Here is a 26,734-nt window from a genome sequence, read left to right on the forward strand (position 1 = left end):
CCGCCGCTCCCCCGGCCCGTCACACTGCCACGACGCCTCACCCGTCCCACCCGCCTCACGGCGGGGGTTCCACCCGGCCGGACCGCCGTATTAGCGTGAGGGGCCGGGCGCGGGACACGGGCCTGGAGCCGCCGGACAGGTCGTCACCGGCCTTCGCCGGTCGTCACCGGTGCTCATCGGCCGTCACCGGCCGGGTGGCGGCGCGAAGTTCACCAGTACGACGCGAGAAGCGAAAAGGACGTTCAACCGTGCCCCATCCGAACGCGAGACTGCTCGCCGTCAGCGACCTCCATATCGCCCACGCCGAGAACCGCGCCCTCACCGAGACCCTCCGCCCCACCCACGACGGCGACTGGCTGATCGTCGCCGGCGACATCGCCGAGCGGTACGCCGACGTCGAGTGGGCGCTGCGGCTGCTCGCCGGCCGGTTCGCCAAGGTGATCTGGGCGCCCGGCAACCACGAGCTGTGGACCCCGCCCAAGGACCCCTGCGACCTGCGCGGCGAGAAGCGCTACCTGCGCCTGGTGGAGCTCTGCCGCGAACTCGGCGTCGCCACGCCCGAGGACCCCTACCCGGTGTGGGAGGGCGACGGCGGACCGGTGGCCGTGGCACCGCTGTTCACCCTCTACGACTACACCTTCCGCGTCCCCGGCGCGGACACCAAGGAGGAGTCGCTGCGCCGGGCCTACGAGGCCGGCGTCGTCTGCACCGACGAGCACTTCCTGCACCCCGACCCGTACCCCACCCGCGACGACTGGTGCCGGGCGCGCGTCGCCTACACCGAACGCCGGCTGTCGGAGCTGGCCCCGGGGCTGCGGACCGTCCTCGTCAGCCACTGGCCGCTGGTCCGCGAACCCACCCGGATCCTGCGCTACCCGGACTTCGCCCAGTGGTGCGGCACCGAGCTCACCGCGGACTGGCACGTCCGGTTCCGGGCCGCCGCCGCGGTCTACGGCCACCTGCACATCCCCCGCGTGTCCCGGTACGACGGGGTGCGCTTCGAGGAGGTGTCGGTCGGCTACCCGCGCGAGTGGCGGCCCCGGCCGCCCCGCGAGCCGCTCCGGCAGATCCTGCCCCAGCCCGTCGACGAGCCGGGAGCCGTCTGGTGATCTCCGCACTCCTGCCCGACTGGGCCGTCACCGAGCACGCCTTCGCCGACGCCCCGGACGACCCGGTGAGCCTCCTCTTCCCCGAGGAGGCGGCCCACGTCGCCCGCGCCGTCCCCAAGCGTCTCCACGAGTTCGCCACCGTCCGGGTCTGCGCCCGCGCCGCCCTCGGCAGGCTGGGCTTCCCGCCCGGGCCGCTGCTGCCCGGCCGGCGGGGCGCGCCGCGCTGGCCCGACGGCGTGGTGGGCAGCATGACGCACTGCCTGGGATTCCGGGGCGCCGCGGTGGCACACGCCGCCGACGCCGCGTCGCTCGGCATAGACGCCGAGCCGAACGGGCCGCTCCCGGACGGCGTCCTCGACATGGTCACGCTGCCGTCCGAGCGGGAGTGGCTGGCCGAACTGGCGTACCGCCACCCCGCCGTGCACTGGGACCGGCTGCTGTTCAGCGCCAAGGAGAGCGTGTTCAAGGCCTGGTACCCGCTGACCGGCCTGGAACTGGACTTCGACGAGGCGGAGCTGACCGTCGACCCGGTCGCCGGTACGTTCGCCGCCCGGCTGCTGGTCCCGGGACCGGTCGTCGGCGGCCGCCGGCTGGACGGTTTCGAGGGGCGCTGGGCGGCGGCCGAGGGCCTGGTCGCCACGGCCATCGCCGTCGCCGCGCCCGTCACGGACCGGGCCGAGGGCCGCACGGAGGAGGACGGGGTCGAGGGCCGCACGGAGGAGGACCGGGCCACCGCCCGCTGACATCCGGCATCCGGCATCCGGCATCCGGCATCCGGCATCCGGCATCCGGCATCCGGCATCAGTGTGGCGCCCGCCGACCGGGTCGGGGGCGCCACGAACGGGCGCCGGACCCGCGGGCCCTCCGCCGTGCGGAGCGGAGGCCCGGCGCGGTCGCGCCCGGTGTCGTCGGGGTGCGGTGCGTCAGTCGGCGACGCAGACGTTGCCGTTGGTCGAGTTGAGCAGCCCGACGATGTCGATGGTGTTGCCGCAGAGGTTGATGGGGAGGTGGATCGGGATCTGGATGACGTTGCCGGAGATGACGCCCGGGGAGCCGACGGCCGCCCCCTTGGCGTTCGAGTCGGCGAGGGCGGTGCCGGAGACGCCGGCGAGCGCCGTGCCCACGGTGGCGGTGAGGGCCGCTGCCTTGGCGATTCGTGACATGGGGTGACACCTTCGTTCGGTCTGACAGGGTCGGCTCACGGCCGGTTGACGGCCGGGAGCCCGGATCAACGCCCGATCACCCCGAAGGTTTCGAATAGTGCGGCGGACGGGTGACCGGCCGCCGACCGGCCCCACCGGGCCCCGGAAGCTCTCCTGACGGCCGTGCGATGTCTGTACCACCGCGCCCCCCAGCGCGTACGAACGCGTACGAAGGGGGAAGGGGGCGAAGGACCGTCGGCGCGTGAGGTGGCCGTACGGGCGACGGCCACGGACGGGGGCCGGCGCCTGACGGGCGGTGTCCGGCGGGGCGAACTTCGACGGGCCGAGGCCGAATGGGGCGACGTCCGAGGGGCCGATGTCCGACGGGGATGACCTCCGACGCGACGGGCCGATGCCCGACAGGGCGGTGTCCGAGGGCCCGATGCCCGAGGGCCCGATGTTCCATGGACCGGTGGCCGTCGGCCGACGGCCCGGCATCCGAGGGGTGCCCGTCCGGTCCGTGCGCTAGCGTGACCGGGTGAGCACGACACCGGCCGTCCCGGCCACCGCACGACGCGGCCCCGGTCAGGGGCCCGTGGTGGCGGCGGTGTCCGCCGGCGGTGGGCTGGGCGCCGCGGCCCGGTACGGGGCCGGCCTGCTGTGGCCGACGCCGGACGACACCTTCCCCTGGACGACGTTCCTGGTCAACGCGACGGGCTGCGCCCTCATCGGCGTCCTGCTGGTGACCGTCGCCGAGCGGGGTGCGCCGCACCGGCTGCTGCGGCCCTTCCTCGGCACGGGGGTGCTCGGCGGCTACACGACGTTCTCCACCTACGCGGTGGACGTCCAGCGGTTCCTGGCGAACGGCCGGACGGCGACCGGGCTGCTCTGCCTGGCCGCGACGCCGCTCGCCGCGCTGGCGGCGGTGTGGGCCGCGTCGGCGGCGACGCGCCGGCTCGTGGGCGGGGGCCGAGGGTGATCCGGGCGGGACGGATGGAGGCCGACGGTGATGCCGCACGTGGCGAGCGGAGGCCGACGGTGAAGCCGCGCGTGACGAGCGGAGGCCGACGGTGATCCCGCGCGGTCCGGCGCTCCGGCTGACGGTGTACCTCGGCGAGTCCGACACCGCGCACGGCAGGCCGCTGTATTCCGAGCTCGTCCACCGCGCCCACCGGGCCGGGCTGGCGGGTGCCTGCGTGTTCCGGGGCGTCGAGGGCTTCGGCGCCTCGTCCATTGTGCACACCGCGCGGCTGCTGTCGCTGAGCGAGGAGCTGCCGGTGGCGGTGGTGATCGTGGACGTGCCGGAGCGGGTCCGGGCGTTCCTGCCCGTCGTCGACGAGCTGCTGGACGGGATGCCCGGCGGTCTGGTCACCCTGGACGAGGTCGAGGTCCACCGGGGGTGAACTGGCTGTTCGTCGTCGCCGGTGCCATGGCCGGCGCTCCGCTGCGCTACCTCACCGACCGGGCCGTCCAGGCGCGGCACGACTCGGTGTTCCCCTGGGGCACGTTCACGGTGAACGTCGTCGGCTGCCTGGTGCTGGGGGTGGTGACCGCCGCGGCCCCGGAGGGCGTCAAGCTGGGGCTGGGCACCGGGCTGTGCGGGGCGCTCACCACGTACTCCACGTTCTCGTACGAGACGTTGCGGCTGGCGGAGGACGGGGCCCGGGGACTGGCGGTGCTGAACGTGCTGGGGAGCGTGGGGGCGGGGCTCGCGGCGGCGTGCGCGGGGGTGTGGCTCGGCGGGGCGTTCTGACACCGCCTGCCCGCCACCTCACCCGCCGATACCCAGGTGCTCCAGCAGCACCTCCCACAACTCCCGTGCCGCGCGCGGCGGGGGCGCGTCCTTGCGGTGCGCCACGGCCACCGTGCGCCGCATCCGCTCCCCTTCGAAGGGAGTGACGCGCAGCCCGGAGCGGGCGGCCACCATGCCGGGGACCACGGCGACGCCCAGCCCGGCCCGGACGAAGCCCAGGACGGCGTCCATCTCGCCGCCCTCCACGGTGAACGACGGCTCGAAACCGGCCGCCCGGCAGGCCGCGACGGTCATCTCCCGCAGGTCGTAGCCGTGCCGGAACATCACCAGCGGCAGACCGCGCAGGTCGTCGATCCGGATCCGGGCCCGCCGGACGGGCGGCGGCGCGGAGGGGGACGAGACGACGACCAGGTCCTCGCGCAGCAGCTCGGTGGTGGTCAGGGCGGGGGCGCCGACGCCGAGCGGTGTGATGATCAGGGCCAGGTCGAGCTCGCCGGCGGCCAGGTCGCGGACCAGGTCGCGGGAGCCGCCCTCGTCGACGAACAGCTCGATCCCCGGGTACCGCGCGTGGTAGGCCCGGAGCACGTCCGGCACCAGGCTGGCGCACAGGCTCGGCGGGGCGCCGAGCCGTACCCGGCCGCGCCGCAACCGGGCGACCTCCTGGACCTCGCGCCGCGCGGTGTCGGTGTCGGCGAGGATGCGCCGGGCCAGCGGGAGCAGCGCCTCGCCCGCGTCGGTCAGCGTGATGTTGCCGCGCGCCCGGTGGAAGAGGTCGGCGCCCAGCTCCCGTTCGAGCGCCCGGATCTGCTGGGAGAGCGACGGCTGGGCGACGTGGAGGGCCTCGGCGGCGCGGGTGAAGTGACGTACCTCGGCCACCGTCGCGAAGTACCGGAGTTGCTGGAGTTGCACACCGAGCAGGGTAGATAGCCATTGCCTATGGAAACCAGCTCCGTCATGTCTTGGACGCATGAATCTTGCCGACCTACTGTCGGCGGCATGGCACTGGCGACCCGGACGGAACGCTCCCCGTCCCTCATCGGCATCCTGTGGCGTTCGACCGTCGGCAAGAAGGCGGTCATGGCGGCCACCGGACTGATCATGCTGGCGTACCTGGTCGCCCACATGCTGGGCAACCTCAAAGTCTTCTTCGGCCCCGGGGAGTTCGACCACTACGGGCACTGGATCCGCACGATCGGCGAACCCTTCCTGCACCGCACCTGGTTCCTGTGGATGACGCGGGTGGTGCTCACGGCGTCCGTGGTGCTGCACGGCGTGGCCGCCTACCAGTTGAGCCGCCGGGACCTGGCCGCCCGGCCGGCGGGGTACGAGCGGAGGCGGGCACGGGCGAGCTACGCCACCCGGACCATGCGCTGGGGCGGGGTGATCCTGGCGCTGTTCATCATCTGGCACATCCTGGACCTCACCACCCTCACCGTGAACCCCAACGCCGAGGAGGGCCGCCCGTACGAGAACCTGGTGGCCTCCTTCGACCGCTGGTACGTGAGCGCCTTCTACATCGCCGCGATACTCGCCCTCGGCCTCCACATCCGGCACGGCTTCTGGAGCGCCGCCCAGACGCTCGGCGCCAACTCCCCGCGGCGGGACCGGGCGTTCAAGGCGACCGCCAACGGTCTGGCCGCCCTGCTGACCCTCGGCTTCCTCGCCGTCCCGATCGGCGTGCTGACAGGAATCGTGAGCTGACATGTCCGACTGGACCACCCGAGACGACCACGCGCGCCGGGCCGCCGACGAGACCCCTGGCGAGGGCCTCTGGACGACCGGCGACCCGATCGCCGACACCAAGGCCCCCGACGGCCCGATCGCCGAGCGCTGGGACCGCCGCAGGTTCGCCGCCAAGCTGGTCAACCCGGCCAACCGCCGCAAGCAGACCGTCATCGTCGTCGGCACCGGCCTGGCGGGCGGCGCGGCCGGCGCCACGCTCGCCGAACAGGGCTACCGTGTCGTTCAGTTCTGCTACCAGGACTCGCCGCGCCGGGCGCACTCCATCGCCGCCCAGGGCGGCATCAACGCGGCGAAGAACTACCGCAACGACGGCGACTCCGTCCACCGCCTCTTCTACGACACCGTCAAGGGCGGCGACTTCCGGGCCCGCGAGTCCAACGTGCACCGCCTCGCCCAGGTCTCCGTCGAGATCATCGACCAGTGCGTGGCCCAGGGCGTGCCGTTCGCCCGGGAGTACGGCGGCCTGCTCGACACCCGCTCGTTCGGCGGCGTCCAGGTGTCCCGGACGTTCTACGCCCGCGGCCAGACGGGCCAGCAGCTCCTGCTCGGCGCGTACCAGGCGCTGTCCCGGCAGATCGCGGCCGGGACCGTGGAGATGCACCCGCGCACGGAGATGCTGGACCTCATCGTCGTGGACGGGCGGGCGCGCGGCATCGTCGCCCGCGACCTGATCACAGGGGCCGTCCGGACGTACTTCGCCGACGCCGTGGTGCTGGCGACCGGCGGCTACGGCAACGTCTTCCACCTCTCGACCAACGCCAAGAACAGCAACGCGACGGCGGTCTGGCGGGCGCACCGGCGCGGCGCGTACTTCGCCAACCCCTGCTTCACCCAGATCCACCCCACCTGCATCCCGCGCTCCGGAGACCACCAGTCCAAGCTGACGCTGATGAGCGAGTCGCTGCGCAACGACGGCCGCATCTGGGTACCGAAGGCGAAGGGCGACACGCGCCCGCCGGCCGACATACCGGAGGACGAGCGCGACTACTACCTGGAGCGCGTCTACCCCTCCTTCGGCAACCTCGTCCCCCGGGACATCGCCTCCCGCGCCGCCAAGAACGTCTGCGACGAGGGCCGCGGCGTCGGCCCCGGCGGGCAGGGCGTCTACCTGGACTTCGCCGACGCGATCCGGCGGATGGGCCGGAAGGCGGTGGAGGCGAAGTACGGCAACCTCTTCGAGATGTACGAGCGGATCACCGCCGAGGACCCGTACGAGGTACCGATGCGCATCTACCCGGCGATCCACTACACGATGGGCGGTCTGTGGGTCGACTACGACCTCCAGACGACCGTTCCCGGCCTGTTCGCGATCGGCGAGGCCAACTTCTCGGACCACGGCGCCAACCGCCTCGGCGCGTCCGCCCTGATGCAGGGCCTGGCCGACGGCTACTTCGTCCTCCCGTCCACGATCAACGACTACCTGGCCCGGCAGGCGCACACCCCCGTCCCCGAGGACCACCCGGCGGTGACCGAGGCCGTCACCGAGGTCACGGACCGCCTCGCCCGGCTCCTGGCCGTCGACGGCGACCGTACCCCCGACTCGTTCCACCGCGAGCTGGGCGAACTGCTGTGGGACGAGTGCGGCATGGCCCGGACGGATGCCGGCCTGCGCAAGGCGCTGGACCGCATCCCCTCGCTCCGGGCGGAGTTCTGGCGCCGGATCAAGGTCCCGGGAACGGGCGAGGAGCTCAACCAGTCCCTGGAGAAGGCGAACCGGATCGTCGACTACCTCGAACTGGCCGAACTGATGTGCCTGGACGCGCTGCACCGCACCGAGTCCTGCGGCGGCCACTTCCGCGAAGAGAGCCAGACGCCGGACGGCGAGGCGGCACGCAAGGACGAGGAGTTCTCCTACGCGGCGGCCTGGGAATTCACCGGCACGGGCAGCCCACCGGTGCTCCACAAGGAAGAGCTGACCTTCGCATACGTCCACCCCACCCAGCGGAGCTACGCATGAACCTCACCCTGCGCATCTGGCGCCAGCGCACCGCCGAGGAACCGGGCGCCATGACCACCTACGAAGTCACGGGCATCAGCGAGGACATGTCCTTCCTCGAAATGCTCGACCACCTCAACGAGGAACTGATCCTCGCCGGCGACGACCCCGTCGCCTTCGACCACGACTGCCGCGAAGGCATCTGCGGCGCCTGCGGCATGGTCATCAACGGCGCGGCACACGGCCCGGAACGCACCACGACCTGCCAGCTCCACATGCGCCACTTCGCCGACGGCGACACCATCGACGTCGAACCGTGGCGGGCCGCGGCGTTCCCGGTGGTGAAGGACCTGGTCGTCGACCGCACGGCGTTCGACCGCATCATCGGCGCCGGCGGCTACGTCTCCGCCCCCACCGGCTCCGCCCCCGAAGCCCACGCCACCCCCGTACCCAAGCCCGCCGCCGACCTCGCCTTCGAACACGCCGAATGCATCGGCTGCGGCGCCTGCGTCGCCGCCTGCCCCAACGGCTCCGCCATGCTCTTCACCTCCGCGAAGGTCGTCCACCTCAACGCCCTCCCCCAGGGCGCCCCCGAACGCGAGTCCCGCGTCCTCGACATGGTCGACACCATGGACGCCCAGGGCTTCGGCGGCTGCACCAACACCGGCGAATGCGCCACGGCCTGCCCGAAGGGCATCCCCCTGACAGCGATCGGCCGCATGAACCGGGAATACTTGCGTGCGGCGGTGAAGGGACGGGGGTGAGAGGTGGAGTCCGGCGGGCAGACCGCCGCACGATGCCCTCCCGCCGACGTCACGCCGCCTATCGGCCTGAGTTCCTGCCCTGACCGGGGACGTTCTGCGGTAGATGGAAAGGTCGGGGCGCGGGAGCCGGTACGGGGCGGGGCGACTGGGGCTGGGCTCCGGGAGGACGCACCCCTGGAGAGGCCAGGCGAGCGGCCTTGGCGATGGTGCTCTGCGGGCCGGGTGGTGTCGCGTGCTGCGGGGCCATGCCACTCGCCAGTAGCTTGCCGTAGGGGCCCTGAACGGTTGCCTTCCGCTGCGCCTGCCCCTGAGTAAGCGGCTTCTGCTGCGATACGGGCGTGGCCTGCATGGATGCCTCGACAAGAGCTCTGCTCGCGTGCTCCCAGGAGTAGGCCCTGAGCGCCTCGCGGAGTCGCTCGGCATTCTCACGCCGCTGGGGGAGATCGGCCTTGAGCTCGCCGATGGCCTTGGCCCAGGACAAGGGGCGCTTGTTCGGGTTGCCCGGCTCAGGGACAATGCAGGGCTCGCCGACCATGGGGTCGATGCGCGCCTTGTCCGCGAGGAACTGTGCGGCTCCGCTCTCCTGGTTGACGAGAATGGGCACACCGTGTCCTGCCGCCTCGGTGGCCACCAAGCCGAAGCCCTCATGCTTGGACGGCATGATGACGGCGTCAGCGTTGATGACGTCGGCCCTCAGCTCGTTGGCGTCCTTGGTGAAGGGTTTGACAGTGACGTTACCCATCCCTCCCAGGCGTTCGGCCCCCGCCGCTATTGTGTCGAGCTTCTCCGGGTCGGCACCACGCACTGTCAGGTGAACATCGATGCCCTTCTCATTCAGCATCCTCACTGCGCGCAGCGCATCGTCGACGCCCTTCAGCGGGTCGTCTGTCCGGCCCATCACCAGGAGGTTGAGGCGTCCCTCGTGCGGTGCACGCGGCACCAGCTCTTCGATCTTCACACCGGGTATGAGCTGGTGTGCGTCGGGCACATGTTGTCCTGCCGAGGACAGTCGCTCGGCTTCCGCCGTCAGCAATGGGCCGACACCCACCACGACGTCCGCCCGGTCCATCACTTCGCGCTCGATCCGGGAATCGCGAGCAGCTTTGGCTTGTGCACGTGTCGGATCGTGTGCGTAATTGACCTCGGCGAGCCGTTCCGGACTCGTGTGCAGGAAGTGCGCGACCTTCGCGTCCGGATACCAGCGGTCACGCAACTCGGCCGCAGCCGGGCCGGAGAAACGGGAGTGTCCGATGATCAGATCGAAGGGCCGCTCCTCCGGATTGGGGAGACCATGGGTACGGGGGTCGAGGGTGGACTGAAAATCCATCCACGCCCGGCCCTCCACTCCCTCGGGTATCGACGAAGTGGAAACCATCCGGGCGCCCCTGTGAGGCTGTGTCTCAGGGTCGGCAGTGAACAGCGTGACGTCGTGCTCTTTCGCGAGCGCCTCGGTGATGTGGTAATTGAACACCGGAACGCCACCGCCGCCCATGCCACTGATATCGGAGACTACGAGAATCCGGTAGCGCTTGTCTGCCATGTATTGCCGTCCCCCTCAGAATCCGGCGTGGGCGCGCAGCTCACGGCCGATTCCCCAGGTGAGGAACTGGCCGAGCTCGTAGGCGCTGTAGTGGATGAGTCCCGTGTTCCGTCCCGGCATCACACGTGCCGCGTATTCGTCGAGGATTTCGGCGAAGATCAGGGCGCGGGTTGCAGAGATCACCACATTCTGGGTTTCGCCACGGTCCGGGTAGTACTGCCGCTGGTAGTCCTTCGGCGTCCATGGAAGAGAGCCCTTGGCGTTCAGTCCACGCCAGTCAGCGGCACTCTTCTCGAACGTCACAGGCACTGTTTCTCCTCCGGAGCCGGACACGACCCCCACGACACCGTGCTGCGCCGGGTCAATCTGTTCGTACTGCTCGCGCCACGCGGGCGCCGGCTGCCCCGCCAGCATCATCCGGATATCGGCGGCCGCCACGGCCGCTCCCACCTGGACTGAAAAGTCCAGCGTCCCCTTCAACTCCTCCGGGGACGGCATCGCTTCCGCCGCGTTCCACGCCGCGCGGCGCAGGGCGTCGAAGCGCTCGCGGAGATCGAGCATGTCCGACACCGAACGGGAGACGGGAGCAATCCAAGGGGCGTTCCCTGGAAACGGCGTCGGTGTGACGTCTCCCAACGGCGCACGCAGGGCGTCAGCGGCCTCGTGTGCCACGACACAGAGGTCCGCGGCGCCGGATCCGACGGTCACCGCCGGCCGCCCGGGAGCCAGCCGGTGGAACAACTCCGGGAAGACATCGATCATCGCGAAGTAGGGAGAAGACGGAATCACCACGCAGGAGCCAGGTTTCATGTAAAAGTCCGGGTACGGCTCCCGTCGCTCCACCAGGAACCCCGGATCGGCGTCGAGTCGCCGTTTCCAGTCCAGCACCGCCTCGTCGAAGGGCAGAGGGCGGTCTCCCGGACCACGTCGGGAAATCAAGTGCCGGGCGGGATCGGACGCGTCACCCGACCGAGGCGCTCCCAAAGCCGCCTCGGTGTCCAGCAGCACCTGCTCCAGCGCTTGCCAAGCGGCCCGCCGAGGCGCCGGCCATGTCCATTCCTGGTCATCTTCCTCTCGCCAAGAGGGGGCCTGCTGCGCCCACAGCATGCGCGCCGCAGCCGAGTAGACCTGCTCGTAGGCGTCCGCCAGGTTCAGTTGTTCCGCCATATGCGCGTCCCCTCGCACCAAGACCAATGATTGCTCGTCAGAGTAGTTGTTCCGCCGGTCGTCACACGGGGAATTCCTCCGCCGCAGGTGCATCTTTTGCCCGGTGCCCGCCGGCCCGGCAACCGGCGAAGGGGCCGTCGGGATCTCGTAGCGTCTGCATCGTCGGCGCCAGGAAATCCCTGTGCCACGTCGCCGGTCCGGTCAGCCCTTGATTCGGACCCGTGAGTTCCTGCCAGGCGAGCCACAGCGCATGCAACTGTGCTACTGCCTCCAGGTGTTCCCACCACCGGGGGCACCACGGTGAGCGCGGGTTCACCTCCCGGCCGTAGACGGGTAGGAGAAGCCCGCTCACCCATGCGGCGAGACCTTCCATGGCTGCCCGCTGGTCCTCGCCCTCCAAATAGAGAATGAAAGGTGCAACCGGATCTGCGGTCTCCGTGACGAACTCGCTCATGTGGGAAATTCCCCCCTATTCGCCCGCGCGGTGATGGCCTTCACCTCCGCCTGGGCGGCCGCTTGGATGCGATCGGCTCCGGGTTCCTCGTACCAGGGCCGCAACCGGATCAGGGCCGGCTTCACACCGGTGGCGAGGAGGAGGGCGGTGCCCTTGGGAAGGGCGCGGATCCGGTCCGCCGGCATTACTCGCTGGAGGCGGGTGGAAGTGGAGCGGGAGCGCGTGCCCTCACTCTTCGAGTAGCTCACCGTGGTGACGTCGTGCTCTCCGACAAGCCGGGATATTTTTTCGATGAAGTCGGCGTCGTCCAGTCCCGCGCCCAGCAGTTTGACTGTGGCCGCCCCCCACAACGCGTCCATGCCGGCCTCGCCCCACACACGGCTGCCCTGTCGGTAACTCTGCAACAACGTCACGACGTTGATGCCGCGCGAGCCGAAGTGTGAGTAAAGATCGGGGAGATCCGAGATCCTGCAGACGTTGGCGGCCTCGTCAAGCACAGCGGTCATGGGGGGATCAAGGCGCCCACCCATCCGCTCTGCTGCGCGGACTCCGGCCCGAAGGACGGAGTCGGCCGCCGCGGCGATCACGCCGGCGGCCGAGCCCCCGCCGTCCTTTGAGAGAAGGTAGAGCGTGTCCCGGCTCAATGCGTGCGCATCAGGACGGAACTGTGGCAGGCGGGGGTCGGGGGTCACCCATGCGGCGATCTCGGGGTCAAGGAGGCAGGCCACACACTGACGCGCGGTCTCGTAGATGCCGTCGCGCGTTTCGACGGCGCCTCTGATGGTCCCCTGCAACTGCTCGGCGAGGGCCGCCATGCCCGCATCACGCAACAGATCGACGGGCGTGCGGTCCGCAGGGTCGGCCAGCCAGGCCAATACGTCCGTCACTTGACGCTTCCCGCGGTTCGCGGCGTGGAACAGCGCGGTGAGGGTGTTCTGCGCGGCGGAGATCCAGAAGTCCCGCTTGGACGCGTCGTCGTTGACCGCCCCCACGAAGTGACCGGCCAAACGACGGGCCCCCTCGATCGTGGAAGCGTCGGCCAGCATGTCCCACCACATCTCGCGTGGGGTGTGAGCGATGCCCTGAGGGTCGAACGTCCACACCGTGCCGACACGCTCCCGCTCGGTTTTGGTGACGCTGTAGACGTCCGCCTTGTTCGACGTGAGCAGCACGGACCCACGTGCCCGAAGAACACGGGGAACGGCGACACCCGTCGACTTTCCGGCCCGGGGAGCCATCAGGTCGAGTTCGACATCCTCGAAGGACGAGCGCAGCTCCGGACCGTTCGGCTCCAGATTGCCCAGGAGGTTGCCAGTGTCATCGGGGTCCAAGCGCTTGAGCCCGGCCAGTCCCGGTCGTAGCTGCCGGGCGCGCGCCGTCGCCCCCTTCGGCAGCAAGCCCGCCAGCTCGCGCCGGCCCGCCAGGCCGGCCGGCTTCTTGCCGCGCTTGCTCAGCACGCGCACGGTGACCCATCCGACACCGGCGAACAACATGATCGTCAGAGCCCAGAAGAGCCAGGCGGGCGGAGCGGGAGAATAGGCCGCGCCAGGGCCGCGGACGATGGCGAGGACGGCCGTGGTTGCCGGGTCGTCATGTACCCATCGCGGTCGTCCCCGCCCGGACAGCAGCGCCGCGAGCGGTGCGGTGAGCAGAGTGCAGGCCAGCGCCGCAGCACCGATGAGGATCAACATGGGTGCCAAGAGGGAATCGGCGTCCGCCCGGGACGGACGCGGACTGCCGTGAGGGGACACGATCTCAGATCACCATCCGCTCGTCGGTCTCGAAGAGTTTGCGTTCGGTGTGGGAAAGCATGAGCTGGACGGCGTGGGAGCCGCCACCGCGGCCGACCTTCCACAGGGCGCGGCCGCGTTGTCCGGCGCCCCAGGAGCCGATGAGGTCGCATTCGGCGTCGGTGAGGCCGATGGCCTCACGGGTCAGGCTGAGCGGTTTGGTGTCCTGGGCGAGCTGGACGCGGGTCTCGCAGGAGGCGATGAGGTCCTTGGCGATGGCGACGGCCTCGCTGCCGGCGGAGCCGACGGCTTCGAAGTCGGACAGACGGTGGGTGGCCAGGAGCTGGATGGTGCCGGTGGCGCGGGAGAGGCGGAGGTCGGCGTCGATCTTGCGGACCATGGCGGCACCGCCCGAGCGCATCTGCCGCCACAGCTCGTCGCGGACCACGATCCAGGGCCGTTCGCCGGGGCGGTCGATGGCGCTCTGGGCCCAGGAGGAGACGCAGGTGAGGACCATGGCGACGGTCTCGTCCCCGTACTGCTCCAGGGCGGAGATGTCCACGGACTGGATGGGGGCCTGCCAGTCCAGGCCGATGCTGGTCTGCTGGTCGAACAGGCCGCCGAGGTGGCCGGTGATCATGCCGCCGAGGGCGGAGCGCAGGGAGGTCATCTGTTCGCGGGCGAGTTGGACGTCGCCGCCGCGGACGCGCAGTTCGCGGGCCATCGCGTCGGTGGGGTCCTTCAACCGCTCGTAGACCAGCGGGAGGGTGGGCACGCTGAGGGTGCTCTGGCCGTGGAGTTCGCCGGTGACCTCGCGGACGGCGATGTCCAGGCACTCCTCTTCCTGCGGCTTGAGGGTGCGCTTGAGCTGGAGTTCCAGCAGGGCCTTGAGGAGGGTGAGGCGGCGGCGGTGGATCTCCTGGAGCCGGGTCTTCAGTTCCGGGCCGCTGATCTTCTCCAGGCCGTGGCCGAGGGGGCCGGCGTCCAGCGGGTTGAGCCGGCCGGTCAGGCCGGGGCCGAGGCGGACGGGTTCGACCCCGAGGTGCTCGCACAGGGCCCGGTACTCGCCCTTGACGTCGCCGGCGATCAGGGTCCGGTGGCCGAGGGCCATCAGGCGGAAGCACAGGGCCTTGATGTGCGCGGACTTCCCCGACCCGGGGATGCCGGTGATCATGACATTGGGGTTCGTGCACAGCCCTTCGCGCACCCACGCGGCCGGATGGGCGGAGAACGCCTGCATGGTCAGGGTGTTCCAGCCGATGTAGACGCCGATCGGCGGCAGGGAGGCGGCGTGCAGGAACGGGTAGACGCCGCTGGCCCGCTCGGTGTCGGCGCGCACCACCTCGACCTTGGCCGGGGACGCGGCCCGGCCGGCGAACGGCCCGGACCACCCGCGTTTGGGGGCCACGCGCATGGCGGCCGCCGGGTCCTCCAGCAGACGCGAACGCCGCAGGTCGCGGGCGGAGACCTTGGTCTTCGCCGGCGCCGTTTCGGCGGGCGCGTCGAGGAGGTCGGAGATGGTGGCGGCCTTGAGGGAGGTGTCGTCCTTCCCTCGGGAGAACAGCGGCGCCATCAGATGCCCACCCTTCGCTCCGGCAGGCCCTGGCCGAGCGGGAGGGCGGCGACGGCGAAGGCGGCGTCCTGCGCGCCCCAGACCCGGCGGATCTCCAGTCCGGCGTCGGAGGCGTCGGCCTGGAGCTCGGCGCAGGCGGTCTCCAACTGGTCGAGGCTGGTGACGGTGACGGCGATCAGACAGGTCATGCGGACGACGCCGTGGCCGGAGGCGCGGGCGATGTCCTGGGCGCGGGCGGTCATCGCCTCGCGGCGCTCGTCTTCGGACTCCGCCCGGCCGGTCTTCGCGCGCAGCTTGCGGGCGGTGTCGCGCTTGGTCTTCTCGCGGGCGAGTTCCTGGCGGGCCTTGGCCGGGCCGATCGGTTCGTAGACCAGGGAGAGCGAGCGGCGGGCGTTCTGCCGCGGGCGCAACAGGGGCTGGAGGAAGGTGGCGTAGACCTCGCTGCGGGGGAAGGCGCGGACCTGGTAGGTGACGGTCCACGCGCCGTCGTGCCGGTACAGGCCCCAGCCGGTCTCGGCGGCGGCGGGCCCGGCGAGTTCGGGGTCGACGCCGCGCTCGGCGCCCGACCAGGCAGGGTCCTCGGCGGCGGTGTTGCGGGCGGCGAGGGCGAGTTGGGCCTCTGGGTCGTAGGCGGTGCGGATCGCCTGCGCGACGCCGCGGGGGCCGAGCCACTCGACGATCTGAAGGCCCGCGCTGGACAGGGAGCCCTGCATCGCGTGGATCTCACGCACCAGGACGGCGGCGGCGCCGATCTGCCCGCCGCCGGCGCCCTTGATGGCCAGCCGCGCGCGCGAGGAGGACAGGGTGAGGGCGAGGTAGGTCTCGCGGATCGTCGCGGTCGGCCCGGCGCCTTCCATCAGCTCGTCGAGGGCTTGGACGGCGGCGGCCGGTGCCTCGGCGGCGGTGTGGCGCTCCGTCCACGAGCGCAGGGCGGCGCCGTCGTCGGGCAGGGAGCGCTGGTGGACGCTGATCCGGGTGATCGCACCGCCCTCCTTGCACTGCGAGCGCAGGAAGGCGCCCCAGGCGCGCACGCGGGCGTTCTGCCGGTCGGTGTCGACCAGCGCGAGACCGGGGAAGGTCACGCGGCAGATGGCGGTGTAGGTGCCGTCGACCGGGTTGTGCATGACGCCGAGGGTGCCGCCCAAGCCGTCGGGGGCCTCCAGCAGGTGCAGGCGCGCGAGCACCCCGGGCAGGTCCATGGGCTGTTCGCCGTCCTTGGTGCGGGGGGCGAAGACGCCGGAGAGGAAGACGTTGCGGTTGGTGGCCACGGCGATCTGGTGCCTTACTGCGAGGACGATCCACTCGTCCGCGCTCAGCCCGAGCACGCGCCCGAAGGCGAGCACGAGCAGCAGTGCGGCGAGGGGGAGGAAGACGAGGGCGGCGGTCCAGCTGTGCTGGTAGAGCGGGATGAGCGCGACGACGCAGGCACCGGCCACCAGGGCGAAGCCGACGCCGCTGAGGTTGCCCATGAAACCGGAGCGCTCGGACTGCCACCCGCTGAACGTGTCCGGAGCGGACATCAGGCGCCACCTCCATGGGCGGGAGGCGTCGCGGCAGAACTCGGTGGCGGCGTCGACTCAGGCCGCGGTGACGCGGGCGCCGTCGTCGGCACGGTGGCGGTCGGCTGCGGCGGTTCGCTCTCGTTCGTCGGCGAACCGGCAGCCGGCGGAGCGGACTCGCCGTCACCACCGGCGCCGGTGCGCGGGGGCACGACGACGTGGCGTCCGCCGCCCTGGCCGCCCTGGTCGAGGCCGGCGTGCGCGGCCGCGCTGCCGAAGCCGCTTTCGACGGTGTCCTTGCCGAGCGCGGCGAGCTGGAGGCCGAGCCCCACACTGGCGCCGACCTTGGTTCCGAGGCTGCCGCCGCCGGTGCCCTTCAGACGGCCCTTGACCGCGTCCGCCGACCAGAAACCACCACCCCGGTTGCCGCCGTTGCCGGACCCGGAGTCGCCTCCCCCGCCTCCGCCGGCGGTCGCCGCGTTGTCGCCCTCCAGGGCACGGGTGTAGTTGCTGCCACCGCCGACGGTGCCCGGGCCCGCGAGCGCGGGCTGGTTGCCGCCGAACATGCTCGACACGCTGGATCCGAGGGAGCTGACCATTCCGGAGGCCATGGCCGCGCCGGCTCCCACGGTGGTGAAGGTGATGAACTTCGCGATCGCCGGCCAAGCGAAGCCAGAGAGGATGAAGATAACCAGGCCGACGAGGATGTTCTGAATTCCCGTGCTGTCACCCATCGCGGAGAAGCCGATGGAGAAGCAGATGACGATCACGGGCTTCATCAGGATCAGCGCGATGAGAGCGTTGCGGGCCTTGGGCCACCACTCCTTGGTCGCGTCCTGCATCTGCCCGGCGAGAGCGATCGGCATCATGGTGACCAGGATCATGATGGCCGCCTGGCGAATGAGCATCTCCATCCACAGCATGCCGATGGCCAGGATCGTCAGGATACCGAGCACGATGATGGCGCCGACGGAGTGCGCCACGATGCCGCCGCCGGCCATGAGGGCGCCCCCGCCCGCCGCGGCTCCCGTGCCGCCGATCATGCCGGAGAACATCGCGCCCAACTGGACTTCCATGGCCTTTTTCGCGTCTTGGCCGCCGTCCTGGATCGTCATCTCGATCATCGAGGTGCTGAAGGTGTCGCACCAGTTCAGGGCCGTCTGTGTGCAGAGCCAGTAGGTGGCGGTGATGAAGCCCCATTTCGCCAGCCCGGTAATCGCCGTGGCGAGCGGCCCTCCCTGCTGGGAGATGCCCACCTTGCCGAACTGAATGAGGAGCAGGAAAGCTGCGACGAGGGAGGATACCCCCATCATGATTTCAGTTGGCTCCTTGATTCCCGTCTGCTTCAGATCGACCCTCGAAGCATGATCGAAGAATGAGGCGAACTGTTGCAGCAGCCACACCACGGCCTCACCGATGACCGCTGCGACCTCCTTGAGCGCCTTAAACGCGAGATCGGAGATTTTCCCGGCCAGCCAGCCGAACGGATTCTTAGCCTCCGCGAACTCGTCGTTCATCTTCAGCTTACATTTTTCGAATATCTCGCCGTCCTTCTCGACGCATTTGGTCAAGAAGTCGTTGTACTTCTTGTACTTGTCCGGCGGGTTGTTTTTCTGTGCATCCCCACGCCATCGCCTCAGCGCAATGAGTTCCTTCTCGTCCTTTTCCTTGTCGGTAGGGTCAGGGTTCTCTTCTGGGCCACATATGGTGTCCCGCGGGAAGTCATTTGGGCAGCGCTTTTGCGCATGGCAGGAGCTTTTTTTGTCGGGATGCTGCTCGTTCCAACTGTCGGCCTCATCGAGATCGCAATACACGCGAGTCTTCTCGGTGACGCCAATCCGAACGTGCCTCTTCTCCAGCCATTCCGGGTAGTCATCCTGAGGACCGACGCCTTTATCAGCCGCCGTCGCGAAGGAGACCAAAAAGGCCAGCATCATCATGGCCACGCTGAAAACCGCGCCAAAGCGCGACAGGAACCTACTCAACGTCGACCAATCTCCAGTCGTCTGCCCACGCGTACCTGCTGTCCGGGTCCCAAGCCACCGGATAGGAGGTCTTCTTGACGTACTGCGGCTCTTCGGTCAATTTCCAGTCGCCGCTTTCCCACTTGTAGAAGACGTGCGTCGTCTGGCCCTTCAACGGATTGTCGTCAGTAGCCTTTCCCGGTAGCGAGGCATACTGGTCATACGCCATCCACACTTCAACGACATCGCCATCGTCGCTCACGCTGCGCAGGCGAGCGGCTTTCACCTGCGTGGTGAAGGTGACACCGGCGGGAGTGCCCCCGGAAGGCGGAAGCCCGGCGGCTTCGCGTGCCTTACGGACTTGGGAGACGTACTTGTCGACACTTTCCTTGGAGTCCTTCGACACGATGGCTTCCATCTGGCGGCGCGCGATCGAGTCATCAAGGAGGTCCAGCTCCTGCTGATGGCGGACCGCCGCCATCACCCCACCCACCTGCCCCCGGTGGAAACCGACACTGACGCCGTCCTTCACCCCCTGGCTCCGAGGGATCTTGATGTGACGAGACTTGGCAGGGGTCCCGTTCCCCGGGCGGCCTATCGCGAGCCGCGAAGACGACGGCGACGGCGACGCACTGGGAGGTGTCTTGGCAGCCGAAGGGCTTTTCTGGCTGCTCTCCCCTCCGCCAGACAGCAGCAGAACGCCGCCGACAAGGAGTGCGACGACAGCGACCCCAATGATCAACAAGCGTATGCGGGCCCTGTGGGCGCTCTTTTGGTAGTCCATCGGGCGTCGATCACTTGCCCATGTTGTAAAACATCATCACCAGGCCGCTGGTGACGGAGATGCCCAGGCCGGCTATGAGGCTCCACAGGATCGCCTGCTTGCCGCGGGCCGCCAGGCCGGCGCGTTCACTGTTGTGACCGACGGCCACGCACCCCCATCCGGTCAGCCCGCCGAGCACCGCCAGGGCCAAACCCAGACCGGCGGCCCAGCCGAGGATCTTGCTGGTGGGGTCCTTCAGCTTGTCCGGCACGGTGGGCTCGAAGTCCGGAACCGGACCGCCAGCGAGGTACGTGACGGCGTGGTGCAGAAGCTGGCTCATGCCGCTCCTTCGAGTGCGGGGGGAACATGGTCAAGTGGGCGGGCAGCGGGGAGGGCTGCCGGAACAGGGGCCGGTGGCAAGGGTTCACCCCAGGCCGTCTTCGCGGCGTCGAGAACCCGCTGAGCCAGCTCGGTGCCGGCCTGGACAGTCCGGGCCTTGAGCCGGTCGGTCCTGCGCAGACCGCTCAGGTGGACCTGCGGATCCCAGGGCACGGTGACGACGGCCGACACCCGGCCTTGGAGCATGGTGATGGCCGCGCGTACGGGGGCGGGCAGGCGGCCGTCGGCGAGTGAGACCAAGGCGACGACCGTGCGCTGGAGCGGCAGGCCCTCGGCGGTGGCGGCCTGGACGGCGGTCTGGAGCGCCTGGACGCCGTCGCCGTTGGCCGCCGCGCACAGCACGGGAACAGCGAATGGCAGCCCGCACCAGGCCGCTGTCGTCCCCGACCGGCCTTCGCACCGGGCGGTCACGATGTCGTGGGCCACGGCGTGCCCGGTGTCGGCCACGACCGTCTGCCAACCGCCGATGGCCGCGAGCTGATACCAGGCCGCAGGGTCGGTGGGCAACGACAGCGGCGGACAGCTCCAGTCCTGATGGTCGGTCAACACCTGCCAGTCCCCGGCAGGACCATGACAGCGCGAGGCGGCTTCCAGCACCTGACGGCGCGAAAGGGGCAGGCCCGGAGGCAGAGCCGGCAGACCCCCGCCGGGGGCGGAGGCCCACGTCGGCCACGGCGAGGACAACCGCGGGACGGTATCAAGCACGGCAGAGCTGCCCGCCGCGGCCAGTGCACAGGCCAAGAGCCCGGCCACCGTGGACCGGCCGTTACCGCCGACCGCCGACATTACGGGTAATGCCAGACGGGTATGCGCCGGCAACGGAACGAGAGTCGTTTTCCTACCCAAAGCTCCCCCGGCATTGCCGCCGCATTTTTCGGTCAAACGTCGAGAGGCATTTCTAGCAGGTGCCCTTGGTGTGGCCAAGTTCTTTGGTGCACGCACACGGCACGAACGGTCACCTGCCGTCAGCATCTACACCTTTTAGTCCATCCATGCCCTTTATGGGGCTTATGGGCGCTAGGCGCCTTAATTCTGGTATGCGGTTGTTCATCGCTACTCACGGTACTGGAGTGATTGACGATGAGGCTTCAGGCCTACCATCCTTGGCCAGAGCTTTGCGGCAGACGATTCTCCGGGGAATGGAATCTTCACGCAATAAATGACGAGGGGGGAGCTTGAATCTCAAGAAGGTTCTGATATCCGGGATAGCATTTCTGGTCGTCAGCCCGCTTGCCATTGGCCTTGGTCTTTTGTTTTTCGTCGCAACTTTCCTTGATGACGACAAGAAACAAGAGGGGGATTACAACCTCGCCTCCAACACCTTGAAGGTGGGAAAAGGTGCCGTCCCTCCTGAATACGCCCCTCTCATCGTGAAAGCTGCGAGCGCATGTGATGCCGGACTCCCCGCCTCCATTCTCGCCGCCCAACTCTCGGCAGAGAGCAACTTTCAATCGGATGCTGAATCCAAAGACGGCGACGGAAATCCTCTTGCGAAAGGAATCGCCCAGTTCATCGACAGTACGTGGGAAACCGAGGGTGTGGACGGGGATGGTGACGGGAAGAAGGATGTGTGGAATCCTGCGGATGCCATCCCCGCTCAAGGCAGAATGATGTGCCGGCTCCTCAAGGAATTCAAAAAGTACCCTGACTACAAAGGCAGCCCTATAGAACTGGCGCTGGCCGGGTACAACGCGGGGCCAGGAGCCGTACACAACCACAAGGGTGTGCCTGGCCCCTCGTTCGCCGGCGGCCAAACGTACGACTACGTCAGGGACATCATGGCTAACGCCTCACGCTTCGCCGGCTCGGTAGGGACGAGCGAAAATCCCGCACAGAAGGCGCGCCAGGCGGTCGAGTGGGCCATGAAGCAGCGCGGTGGCTGGTATCAGCTCGGCGGGGACTGCACCGACCCACTGGGCAGCAACTCGGCCAAGCGGTGCGACTGTTCGTCGCTGATGCAGCAGGCTTACAAGTCGGCAGGCGTCGACATTCCACGCACCACGTGGGATCAGGTCAAGATCGGTCACCAGGTCGACATCGACCACCCGGCGCCGGGAGACCTGGTCTTCAACCCGGGGTATGACGGGTCGGACGCTTTGCCGGGTCACGTCGGGATGTACATCGGAGACGGGAAAGTCGTGGAAGCGCCTCACACCGGCGCTCAGATCCGCGTGGTCTCCTACGACAGTTGGCGTCATTCCACTACCCCGATCACCCGCATCAGCAAGGTGGTCCGCGTCGTGGAGGCCGACACCGCCCCCGGCAACTGGCAGCGGCCCGTGCACGGCTCCATCGGAACCCCGTACCACCAGGCGGGCAGTATGTGGTCCAGCGGTTACCACACGGGTGTCGACTTCGTCGTTCCTTCGGGCACGCCCATCAACGCCATCGGCCCGGGCACGGTTGTCGCCGCCGGTCCGGGCGGTGCGTACGGCAACCAAGTCATCATCAAGCATGACGACGGCATGTACAGCCAGTACGCCCATATGACCCAGGTCGAAGTGTCCACCGGCCAGACCATCCAAGGCGGCCAGAAGATCGGCATCTCAGGCGCCACCGGAAACGTCAGCGGGCCCCACCTCCACATGGAGGTTCGCACAGGCCCCGCATACGGCAGCGACGTCGACCCCGTGGCCTACATGCGGCGCAAGGGCATCGACATCTAACGCCGGCAGTCGACGAGAAAACGACCCTATGAGGAAACCGTGAACGACGAAGATCTGCTCTTTCGGCCCTGGGGGACCACAACCCACGAGTTCTGGCAGGGCGGGCCGTCGGAGCAGCCCCAAGCGGCCGGGCAGGGGGGCACTCTTCTCCCGGCCCGACAGGCGCCCCGCTCGAATCCGGCTGCGGCCGTCGATATCGAACGCACCCACCGACAGCAGACAAAGACCATCGGCAGCAGCCACGAGGTGGCACCGCCTCCCCCACCCGAGAGCTACCGCGAACGCATCGCGGCCATCGCCGCGACCTTCACCGACCCGAAGGACGTACCCCGTCTACACGCGGCGAGTGACGAGGCGGAACGGATCGACGAGGAGTTCACCGCTATCTACGGCGACAGGCACTCGCACACGATTCAAATTCGCGAACTGCGGGGGTGGATAGCGCACTTGTTGGGAAGGTCCGAGGTCGCCTCACGTTGGTACCTACACACCGCCGGTATTCAAGCCCACACCCGAGGAGTCGAGGATTCGTTGACTCGAGCCTCCGCGCATCGGGCGGTCCAGCATTGGCGGGACATCTCAGATCCGGAAACTCGACGGGCCGTAGGGGCGGAGCTTTTGGTGCTGCTCGCCGCCGTGGCCGGAGAAAACAGCGAACCCTACCGAATGGTCCGGACAGCGCTCGACGATACGCAGCCGGCGGCCGGTTCCTGATCAGGTCGGTCGAGGCCCTGGGAGAAAGCCCTGCAGCCAAGACTCGGCAGGTTGGGTGCCGCGGGCAGGTCAGGTACGTCAAGCCGCAGTGCCACAAAGGTCAAGCCCAGCAGGCCAGGTAGGGCGCTCACCCGGGCTTACCTTCGCAGTCGAGAGATGGTGCCCAAGCCGTCTGCATGCCCCTCCTCGACGCCGCAAGCCCGGCCCTAGCATGGGCGAATGAGTGAGCGACTGCCAGTCCCCGGCGCTGAAGGGGACGTGCGCGCCTCCCACACCGAGCGGGACGCGGTGGTGGAGTGGTTGAAGGAGGCGGCGGCCGAGGGACGGTTGGACTTGGTGGAGTTGGAGCAGAGAGTGGAGCGGGCACTGAGGGCCCGGACGCATGGTGAGCTGGCCGCGCTCACCGCGGATCTGCCGCGGCCGGCGGGCGCGGACCCGGGCAGTCCGCTGACGCTCAAGGGTGGCCTGCACGGCGCGAAGCGCGAGGGAGTCTGGCAGGTGCCCGCGCGGATCGTCGCCCATGGTGGCATGGGCGGCGTCGTCCTGGACTTCACGGCGGCCGAGTGCCGGTTCCCGGAGGTCGCCGTGGAGGTGAACGGCGGTATGGGCGGCGTCGTACTCGTCGTGCCCGAGGGGTGGGGTGTGAACACCGACGGCATGGAGGCCGGGGTCAGGGACAAGACCGCCGCCGGCGCCGCCCGGCTGCCCGGCGCCCCGCTGGTCCGGCTCAGCGGAACCCCCGGCCTGGCGGGCGTCGTCGTCCGCCACCCCAAGCGGCGGGAACTGCGGCGGACGAAGCGGCGTCGCGCGGAGCTCGCGCGGGGGGAATGAGCGCGGTTAGGGGATGTGGAAGTTGCGGGGGTGAGGGCGGGTGCGGGGGGGTGAGGGCGGACACGAGGGCTTACCGGGAGTTGAGGCGTCCGTGGCTACGGTGCCCGGATGAGTGATCACATGATCCGGTTGCGCCCCGTCCAGGCCGGCGACCTCCCCGTTCTGGAACGCTTCCTGACCTGCCCCGAAACCGTCGGCCCCTTCCAGTGGACCGGCTGGATCGATTCCCGTACGTGGCGTCGGCGTTGGGAGGAGAACGGGATGCTCTCCGACGACGGCGGCCAACTGATGGTGGTCACGGGCGACGGCGACCGGCTCGGCTTCGTCGGCTGGCGGAAGGTCGTCAACTGGCGTACGTCCTTCTCCTGGCTCATCGGCGTCCAGCTCCTCCCGGAAGCCCGCGGCCGAGGTGTCGGCACGCGGGCCCAACGGCTACTGGTCGACTACCTGTTCGCGCACACCACCGTGCACCGCATCGCGGCGGAGACCGAGGTGGACAACGTCGCCGAGCGGCGCGCGCTGGAGAAGGTGGGCTTCACCTTGGAAGGGGTGATGCGCGGCTTCGCCTTCCGGGGCGGGGCATGGCGGGACGTGGCGCTGTACAGCATGCTCCGCGGGGAGACGTCGGGGGGCGAGCCCGGGCAGGCGTCGCTTGAGCCGGCGGCGGATGAGCAGGTCTCCGGCTGAGCGCCGGGCCCGGGTGGGGTGTCACCCATCCCCCATCCGTCCGCCCTTCCGCCCGTTCACCCGTCCGCTCATCCGCCGATGGGATTTACGGGCACCTGTGACCGGTGGGGCGGCGGCCGATGACGGCGATGCCGTGAAACGGGTCCTTGCCCGCGCAGAAGTTGACGTCGGGGTCCCCATTGCGGGCGGGGGTACAGGAGAGGCCGACCGGGGTGTCCGGGTTGCGCAGGACGACGCCGAGGGGCTTGAGGACGGCGGCCACGTCGGCGTCCCGCGCGGCGCCGACGCTCCGACAGCTCATGGGCGTCGTGGAGCCGGCCGGGGCGGTCGGGGCGGCCAGGACGCCTGGGGTGTGCGTTGCCGCTTCGGCCGTCGGCGGGGTCAGGAGCAGTGCGAGAGCGATGGTGGCCGAGAGTCCTGCGAGGCGGCGGGCGATCGTCTTCATCACGGGCATCCTTCGGGGGGGTGGGCGGACGGCGGCAGGAGGACGCCGGCGCGTTCCTCGATCATCCGTTGCTCCGGCGCTGCCGAAACAACCCGCTCAGGCCCGGGAACCACTCGATGGGGTACACCCCGGGGACGCCGGGCCACTGGGGACTTTGAGGGCGGCGGGGCGCGGCAGGCACTTCCGGGCACCTCCAGGCACCTCCAGGCACCTCGGGATATCCCGGGGCATCTCGGGATATTCCGGATGAGCCAGGTCCGCCTCACCTCCCCGCGTTTTCACCGCAGAGCCGGGAGGGGGAGTTGCCGCAAGACCGGCATCGGGCCTGAGAATCGGGGCATACCGGCCGTGTCGGGCGGCCGGAGCGGTCCTCGGTGGGGGGTGTCGCGATGCGTGTGCTGCTGTCGGCCATCGGGACGCGGGGTGAGGTACAGCCGATGGTGGCGCCGGCCACCGCACTCCGGGCACTCGGCGCGGAGGCGCGCCTGTGCGTGCCGCCGGGTCTCGGGGAGTGGGTGGAGGAGCTGGGGTTCCTCGTGGTGCTCATCGCTCCCCCGCTGCACGGGACCGCCGCCGGGGGCGGCTTTCGTCCCTCGCCCGAGCGGTTGCGGACGCCGGCCGGGGCACGGTCGTCAACCAGTTCACCATGCTGCCGGGGGCGCTCCGGGGCTGTGACGTCGTCGTGGCGGGCGGGGGGTTGCAGATCACCGCCCCTTCGGTGGCGGAAGCGACCGGTGTCCGGTACGTCCACGTCTCGTACTGCCCGTTAGTCCTCCCTTCCGCGCATCACGCTCCGCCCCACTGGCCTTGAGCGGCCGGCCGCTCGCTCCGGGGCCAGCCGACCGCCGCGCTCTCTGGGCTGAGGACGCCGACCACGTGAACGCCACCTTCCGCGGCATCCTCAACGCCTGCCGGAGGGAGGCCGGTCTGCCTCCGGTGGCCGACGTACGCGGTCACAGGCCCGGCACGGCGCCCTGGCTCGCCGCGGACCCGGTCCTGGGCCCGTGGCCGGGCGGGGAGAAGTCCGGTGGGGAAGAGCTTGGTGGGAAGGAGCCCGGTGAAAAGCTCGGTGGCCAGGGTTCTTGTGGGAAGGGAGGCGGCGCGGGGGACGAGATGTGGTGGCCGGGGACGATGTTGCAGCAGAGTGCGGTGTGGCAGCCGGGCGCCTAGCTGCTCCCCGATGACGCCCCGCTCTCCCCCGACCTCGAGGACTTCCTCGCGTCCGGCGCCCCCGCCTACTTCGGCTTCGGCAGTATCCATGCCACCCCCGGCTTCCTCGCCGCGATTGATCGGCGCCGCCCGCGCGGCCGGCCGACGGGCGATCGTCTGCCGGGGCTGGGCCGGTCTGTCCCTCCCGGACGGCGCCCCTGACTGCCTCGCCATCGGCGACGTCAGCCAACGGGCCCTCTTCCCCCGGGTCGCGGCCGTCGTCCACCACGGCGGCGCCGGGACGACCACGGCCGCCGCGCTGGCCGGCGTAACCCAGGTCGTCGTCCCGCAGATGTACGACCAGCACTACCGGGCTCGCCGCGTCCACGAACTCGGCGTCGGCACCGCGCACCCGCCCGTCACCCCCACCGTCCGCTCCCTGACCGAGGCCCTTGGGTCCACCATGCGCCCGGACGTCGCCGCACGTGCCCGGGCCGTCGCCGCGCTGATCCGTACGGACGGGGCTCACCGGGCGGCGGAACGGCTGCTGACGGGTGTGGGGGGAGGGAGCAATGGCGTACTGGCTTTGGCCATCCGCGCCTGAAGGGCGGGCACTCACCGGCTTCCGGTAGGGCCTTGGTCATCCTCGCGGGTCGTATTGCCCACCTCGTAACAGGTACCCGATGTTCATATCCGGTGCCGGGGA

The 26,734-nt window shown here is 69.8% G+C and carries 27 protein-coding genes; 14 read left to right on the forward strand and 13 right to left on the reverse strand.

Annotated features, from left to right (window positions below; genetic code table 11):
- The first annotated feature begins 248 nt into the window (after positions 1 to 248).
- A complete protein-coding gene (locus tag ACZ6X9_RS15120) occupies positions 249 to 1,109 on the forward strand; it encodes a metallophosphoesterase family protein (protein ID WP_469778419.1) in 861 nt (286 codons plus the stop codon).
- Entirely contained in the window at positions 1,106 to 1,852 is a 747-nt protein-coding gene (locus ACZ6X9_RS15125; RefSeq protein WP_469778420.1) for a 4'-phosphopantetheinyl transferase family protein, read from the forward strand. Before ACZ6X9_RS15120 ends, ACZ6X9_RS15125 begins: the two co-directional genes overlap by 4 nt.
- Positions 1,853 to 2,032: 180 nt before the next feature.
- Here ACZ6X9_RS15125 and ACZ6X9_RS15130 read toward each other — a convergent pair whose 3' ends face one another.
- Positions 2,033 to 2,272: a chaplin gene (locus ACZ6X9_RS15130; RefSeq protein WP_351503252.1), complete on the reverse strand. Its 240-nt coding sequence runs from the start codon at positions 2,270 to 2,272 to the stop codon at positions 2,033 to 2,035.
- A gap of 517 nt (positions 2,273 to 2,789) precedes the next feature.
- Between ACZ6X9_RS15130 and ACZ6X9_RS15135 the strand changes: the two genes are divergently transcribed.
- The 3 genes from ACZ6X9_RS15135 (at position 2,790) to crcB (ending at position 4,004) form a co-directional block, all read left to right on the forward strand.
- The gene (locus tag ACZ6X9_RS15135) at positions 2,790 to 3,230 is read left to right on the forward strand and encodes a fluoride efflux transporter FluC (RefSeq protein WP_469778421.1); all 441 of its coding nucleotides are present in this window, start codon (positions 2,790 to 2,792) and stop codon (positions 3,228 to 3,230) included.
- A 91-nt stretch (positions 3,231 to 3,321) separates the two neighbouring features.
- On the forward strand, positions 3,322 to 3,654 hold the full coding sequence (locus ACZ6X9_RS15140; RefSeq protein ID WP_469778422.1) for a DUF190 domain-containing protein: 333 nt from the start codon (positions 3,322 to 3,324) through the stop codon (positions 3,652 to 3,654).
- Positions 3,651 to 4,004 carry a fluoride efflux transporter CrcB gene (crcB, locus tag ACZ6X9_RS15145; protein ID WP_469778423.1) on the forward strand — a complete coding sequence of 118 codons (354 nt, stop codon included), beginning with the start codon at positions 3,651 to 3,653 and terminating at the stop codon, positions 4,002 to 4,004. Before ACZ6X9_RS15140 ends, crcB begins: the two co-directional genes overlap by 4 nt.
- 18 nt (positions 4,005 to 4,022) lie before the next feature.
- Here crcB and ACZ6X9_RS15150 read toward each other — a convergent pair whose 3' ends face one another.
- A complete protein-coding gene (locus ACZ6X9_RS15150; RefSeq protein ID WP_469778424.1) occupies positions 4,023 to 4,913 on the reverse strand; it encodes a LysR family transcriptional regulator in 891 nt (296 codons plus the stop codon).
- An 87-nt stretch (positions 4,914 to 5,000) separates the two neighbouring features.
- Here ACZ6X9_RS15150 and ACZ6X9_RS15155 point away from each other — a divergent pair, with 87 nt between their 5' ends.
- The 3 genes from ACZ6X9_RS15155 to ACZ6X9_RS15165 are packed head-to-tail and all read left to right on the forward strand — an operon-like array spanning position 5,001 to position 8,447.
- On the forward strand, positions 5,001 to 5,705 hold the full coding sequence (locus ACZ6X9_RS15155) for a succinate dehydrogenase cytochrome b subunit (RefSeq protein ID WP_469778425.1): 705 nt from the start codon (positions 5,001 to 5,003) through the stop codon (positions 5,703 to 5,705).
- 1 nt (position 5,706) lies between these two features.
- Positions 5,707 to 7,704, forward strand: coding sequence for a fumarate reductase/succinate dehydrogenase flavoprotein subunit (locus tag ACZ6X9_RS15160; protein ID WP_469778426.1), 1,998 nt, complete (start codon positions 5,707 to 5,709; stop codon positions 7,702 to 7,704).
- Positions 7,701 to 8,447, forward strand: coding sequence for a succinate dehydrogenase/fumarate reductase iron-sulfur subunit (locus tag ACZ6X9_RS15165; RefSeq protein ID WP_469778427.1), 747 nt, complete (start codon positions 7,701 to 7,703; stop codon positions 8,445 to 8,447). Before ACZ6X9_RS15160 ends, ACZ6X9_RS15165 begins: the two co-directional genes overlap by 4 nt.
- A gap of 58 nt (positions 8,448 to 8,505) precedes the next feature.
- On the opposite strand, the gene ACZ6X9_RS15170 is transcribed toward ACZ6X9_RS15165, so the two are convergent.
- The 10 genes from ACZ6X9_RS15170 to ACZ6X9_RS15215 all read right to left on the reverse strand — a co-directional run bounded on the left by ACZ6X9_RS15170 (position 8,506) and on the right by ACZ6X9_RS15215 (position 20,082).
- Positions 8,506 to 9,987, reverse strand: coding sequence for a glycosyltransferase family 4 protein (locus tag ACZ6X9_RS15170; protein WP_469778428.1), 1,482 nt, complete (start codon positions 9,985 to 9,987; stop codon positions 8,506 to 8,508).
- A 15-nt stretch (positions 9,988 to 10,002) separates the two neighbouring features.
- Positions 10,003 to 11,154: a hypothetical protein gene (locus ACZ6X9_RS15175; protein WP_469778429.1), complete on the reverse strand. Its 1,152-nt coding sequence runs from the start codon at positions 11,152 to 11,154 to the stop codon at positions 10,003 to 10,005.
- A gap of 61 nt (positions 11,155 to 11,215) precedes the next feature.
- Positions 11,216 to 11,608, reverse strand: a complete 393-nt coding sequence (locus ACZ6X9_RS15180; protein ID WP_469778430.1) for a DUF4913 domain-containing protein — start codon at positions 11,606 to 11,608, stop codon at positions 11,216 to 11,218.
- Positions 11,605 to 13,299: a type IV secretory system conjugative DNA transfer family protein gene (locus ACZ6X9_RS15185; RefSeq protein WP_469778431.1), complete on the reverse strand. Its 1,695-nt coding sequence runs from the start codon at positions 13,297 to 13,299 to the stop codon at positions 11,605 to 11,607. Before ACZ6X9_RS15185 ends, ACZ6X9_RS15180 begins: the two co-directional genes overlap by 4 nt.
- 64 nt (positions 13,300 to 13,363) lie before the next feature.
- Positions 13,364 to 14,911 carry a type VI secretion protein gene (locus ACZ6X9_RS15190; protein ID WP_469778432.1) on the reverse strand — a complete coding sequence of 516 codons (1,548 nt, stop codon included), beginning with the start codon at positions 14,909 to 14,911 and terminating at the stop codon, positions 13,364 to 13,366.
- Complete coding sequence (locus ACZ6X9_RS15195) at positions 14,911 to 16,431, reverse strand: SCO6880 family protein (protein WP_469778433.1); 1,521 nt, start codon at positions 16,429 to 16,431, stop codon at positions 14,911 to 14,913. Before ACZ6X9_RS15195 ends, ACZ6X9_RS15190 begins: the two co-directional genes overlap by 1 nt.
- Complete coding sequence (locus ACZ6X9_RS15200; RefSeq protein WP_469778434.1) at positions 16,431 to 18,395, reverse strand: hypothetical protein; 1,965 nt, start codon at positions 18,393 to 18,395, stop codon at positions 16,431 to 16,433. Before ACZ6X9_RS15200 ends, ACZ6X9_RS15195 begins: the two co-directional genes overlap by 1 nt.
- Positions 18,388 to 18,906, reverse strand: coding sequence for a hypothetical protein (locus ACZ6X9_RS15205; RefSeq protein ID WP_469778435.1), 519 nt, complete (start codon positions 18,904 to 18,906; stop codon positions 18,388 to 18,390). The genes ACZ6X9_RS15200 and ACZ6X9_RS15205 overlap by 8 nt, the downstream gene beginning before the upstream one ends.
- Positions 18,907 to 19,168: 262 nt before the next feature.
- Positions 19,169 to 19,477 carry a hypothetical protein gene (locus ACZ6X9_RS15210; protein ID WP_469778436.1) on the reverse strand — a complete coding sequence of 103 codons (309 nt, stop codon included), beginning with the start codon at positions 19,475 to 19,477 and terminating at the stop codon, positions 19,169 to 19,171.
- The gene (locus tag ACZ6X9_RS15215) at positions 19,474 to 20,082 is read right to left on the reverse strand and encodes a hypothetical protein (protein WP_469778437.1); all 609 of its coding nucleotides are present in this window, start codon (positions 20,080 to 20,082) and stop codon (positions 19,474 to 19,476) included. Before ACZ6X9_RS15215 ends, ACZ6X9_RS15210 begins: the two co-directional genes overlap by 4 nt.
- 629 nt (positions 20,083 to 20,711) lie before the next feature.
- Here ACZ6X9_RS15215 and ACZ6X9_RS15220 point away from each other — a divergent pair.
- From ACZ6X9_RS15220 to ACZ6X9_RS15235, 4 genes are all read left to right on the forward strand, one after another.
- On the forward strand, positions 20,712 to 22,202 hold the full coding sequence (locus ACZ6X9_RS15220) for a peptidoglycan DD-metalloendopeptidase family protein (RefSeq protein ID WP_469778438.1): 1,491 nt from the start codon (positions 20,712 to 20,714) through the stop codon (positions 22,200 to 22,202).
- A gap of 39 nt (positions 22,203 to 22,241) precedes the next feature.
- Positions 22,242 to 22,916, forward strand: a complete 675-nt coding sequence (locus tag ACZ6X9_RS15225) for a hypothetical protein (protein WP_469778439.1) — start codon at positions 22,242 to 22,244, stop codon at positions 22,914 to 22,916.
- Positions 22,917 to 23,135: 219 nt separating this feature from the next.
- The gene (locus ACZ6X9_RS15230) at positions 23,136 to 23,747 is read left to right on the forward strand and encodes a DUF1707 SHOCT-like domain-containing protein (protein WP_469778440.1); all 612 of its coding nucleotides are present in this window, start codon (positions 23,136 to 23,138) and stop codon (positions 23,745 to 23,747) included.
- Positions 23,748 to 23,855: 108 nt separating this feature from the next.
- A complete protein-coding gene (locus ACZ6X9_RS15235; RefSeq protein WP_469778441.1) occupies positions 23,856 to 24,434 on the forward strand; it encodes a GNAT family N-acetyltransferase in 579 nt (192 codons plus the stop codon).
- 85 nt (positions 24,435 to 24,519) lie between these two features.
- Here the strand turns inward: ACZ6X9_RS15235 and ACZ6X9_RS15240 are convergent, their stop codons facing one another.
- Complete coding sequence (locus ACZ6X9_RS15240; RefSeq protein ID WP_469778442.1) at positions 24,520 to 24,879, reverse strand: hydrophobin family protein; 360 nt, start codon at positions 24,877 to 24,879, stop codon at positions 24,520 to 24,522.
- Between the two features lie 437 nt (positions 24,880 to 25,316).
- On the opposite strand from ACZ6X9_RS15240, the gene ACZ6X9_RS15245 reads away from it, so the two are divergent.
- On the forward strand, positions 25,317 to 25,649 hold the full coding sequence (locus ACZ6X9_RS15245; RefSeq protein WP_469778661.1) for a hypothetical protein: 333 nt from the start codon (positions 25,317 to 25,319) through the stop codon (positions 25,647 to 25,649).
- Between the two features lie 488 nt (positions 25,650 to 26,137).
- Positions 26,138 to 26,632, forward strand: a complete 495-nt coding sequence (locus ACZ6X9_RS15250; RefSeq protein ID WP_469778443.1) for a glycosyltransferase — start codon at positions 26,138 to 26,140, stop codon at positions 26,630 to 26,632.
- Positions 26,633 to 26,734: the final 102 nt, after the last annotated feature.

The sequence above is a fragment of the Streptomyces sp. NPDC052910 genome (assembly GCF_055585605.1).

Bases quoted from the DNA above. Each gene is read 5' to 3' on its own strand.
- ACZ6X9_RS15245 (WP_469778661.1), top strand. From the start codon at position 25,317: ATGGTGGCGCCGGCCACCGCACTCCGGGCACTCGGCGCGGAGGCGCGC.
- ACZ6X9_RS15240 (WP_469778442.1), bottom strand. From the start codon at position 24,879: ATGAAGACGATCGCCCGCCGCCTCGCAGGACTCTCGGCCACCATCGCT.
- ACZ6X9_RS15165 (WP_469778427.1), top strand. From the start codon at position 7,701: ATGAACCTCACCCTGCGCATCTGGCGCCAGCGCACCGCCGAGGAACCG.
- ACZ6X9_RS15210 (WP_469778436.1), bottom strand. From the start codon at position 19,477: ATGAGCCAGCTTCTGCACCACGCCGTCACGTACCTCGCTGGCGGTCCG.
- ACZ6X9_RS15235 (WP_469778441.1), top strand. From the start codon at position 23,856: ATGAGTGATCACATGATCCGGTTGCGCCCCGTCCAGGCCGGCGACCTC.
- ACZ6X9_RS15160 (WP_469778426.1), top strand. From the start codon at position 5,707: ATGTCCGACTGGACCACCCGAGACGACCACGCGCGCCGGGCCGCCGAC.
- ACZ6X9_RS15155 (WP_469778425.1), top strand. From the start codon at position 5,001: ATGGCACTGGCGACCCGGACGGAACGCTCCCCGTCCCTCATCGGCATC.
- ACZ6X9_RS15175 (WP_469778429.1), bottom strand. From the start codon at position 11,154: ATGGCGGAACAACTGAACCTGGCGGACGCCTACGAGCAGGTCTACTCG.
- ACZ6X9_RS15180 (WP_469778430.1), bottom strand. From the start codon at position 11,608: ATGAGCGAGTTCGTCACGGAGACCGCAGATCCGGTTGCACCTTTCATT.
- ACZ6X9_RS15130 (WP_351503252.1), bottom strand. From the start codon at position 2,272: ATGTCACGAATCGCCAAGGCAGCGGCCCTCACCGCCACCGTGGGCACG.
- ACZ6X9_RS15185 (WP_469778431.1), bottom strand. From the start codon at position 13,299: ATGTTGATCCTCATCGGTGCTGCGGCGCTGGCCTGCACTCTGCTCACC.
- ACZ6X9_RS15170 (WP_469778428.1), bottom strand. From the start codon at position 9,987: ATGGCAGACAAGCGCTACCGGATTCTCGTAGTCTCCGATATCAGTGGC.
- ACZ6X9_RS15230 (WP_469778440.1), top strand. From the start codon at position 23,136: ATGAGTGAGCGACTGCCAGTCCCCGGCGCTGAAGGGGACGTGCGCGCC.
- ACZ6X9_RS15195 (WP_469778433.1), bottom strand. From the start codon at position 16,431: ATGTCCGCTCCGGACACGTTCAGCGGGTGGCAGTCCGAGCGCTCCGGT.
- ACZ6X9_RS15250 (WP_469778443.1), top strand. From the start codon at position 26,138: ATGCCACCCCCGGCTTCCTCGCCGCGATTGATCGGCGCCGCCCGCGCG.
- ACZ6X9_RS15190 (WP_469778432.1), bottom strand. From the start codon at position 14,911: ATGGCGCCGCTGTTCTCCCGAGGGAAGGACGACACCTCCCTCAAGGCC.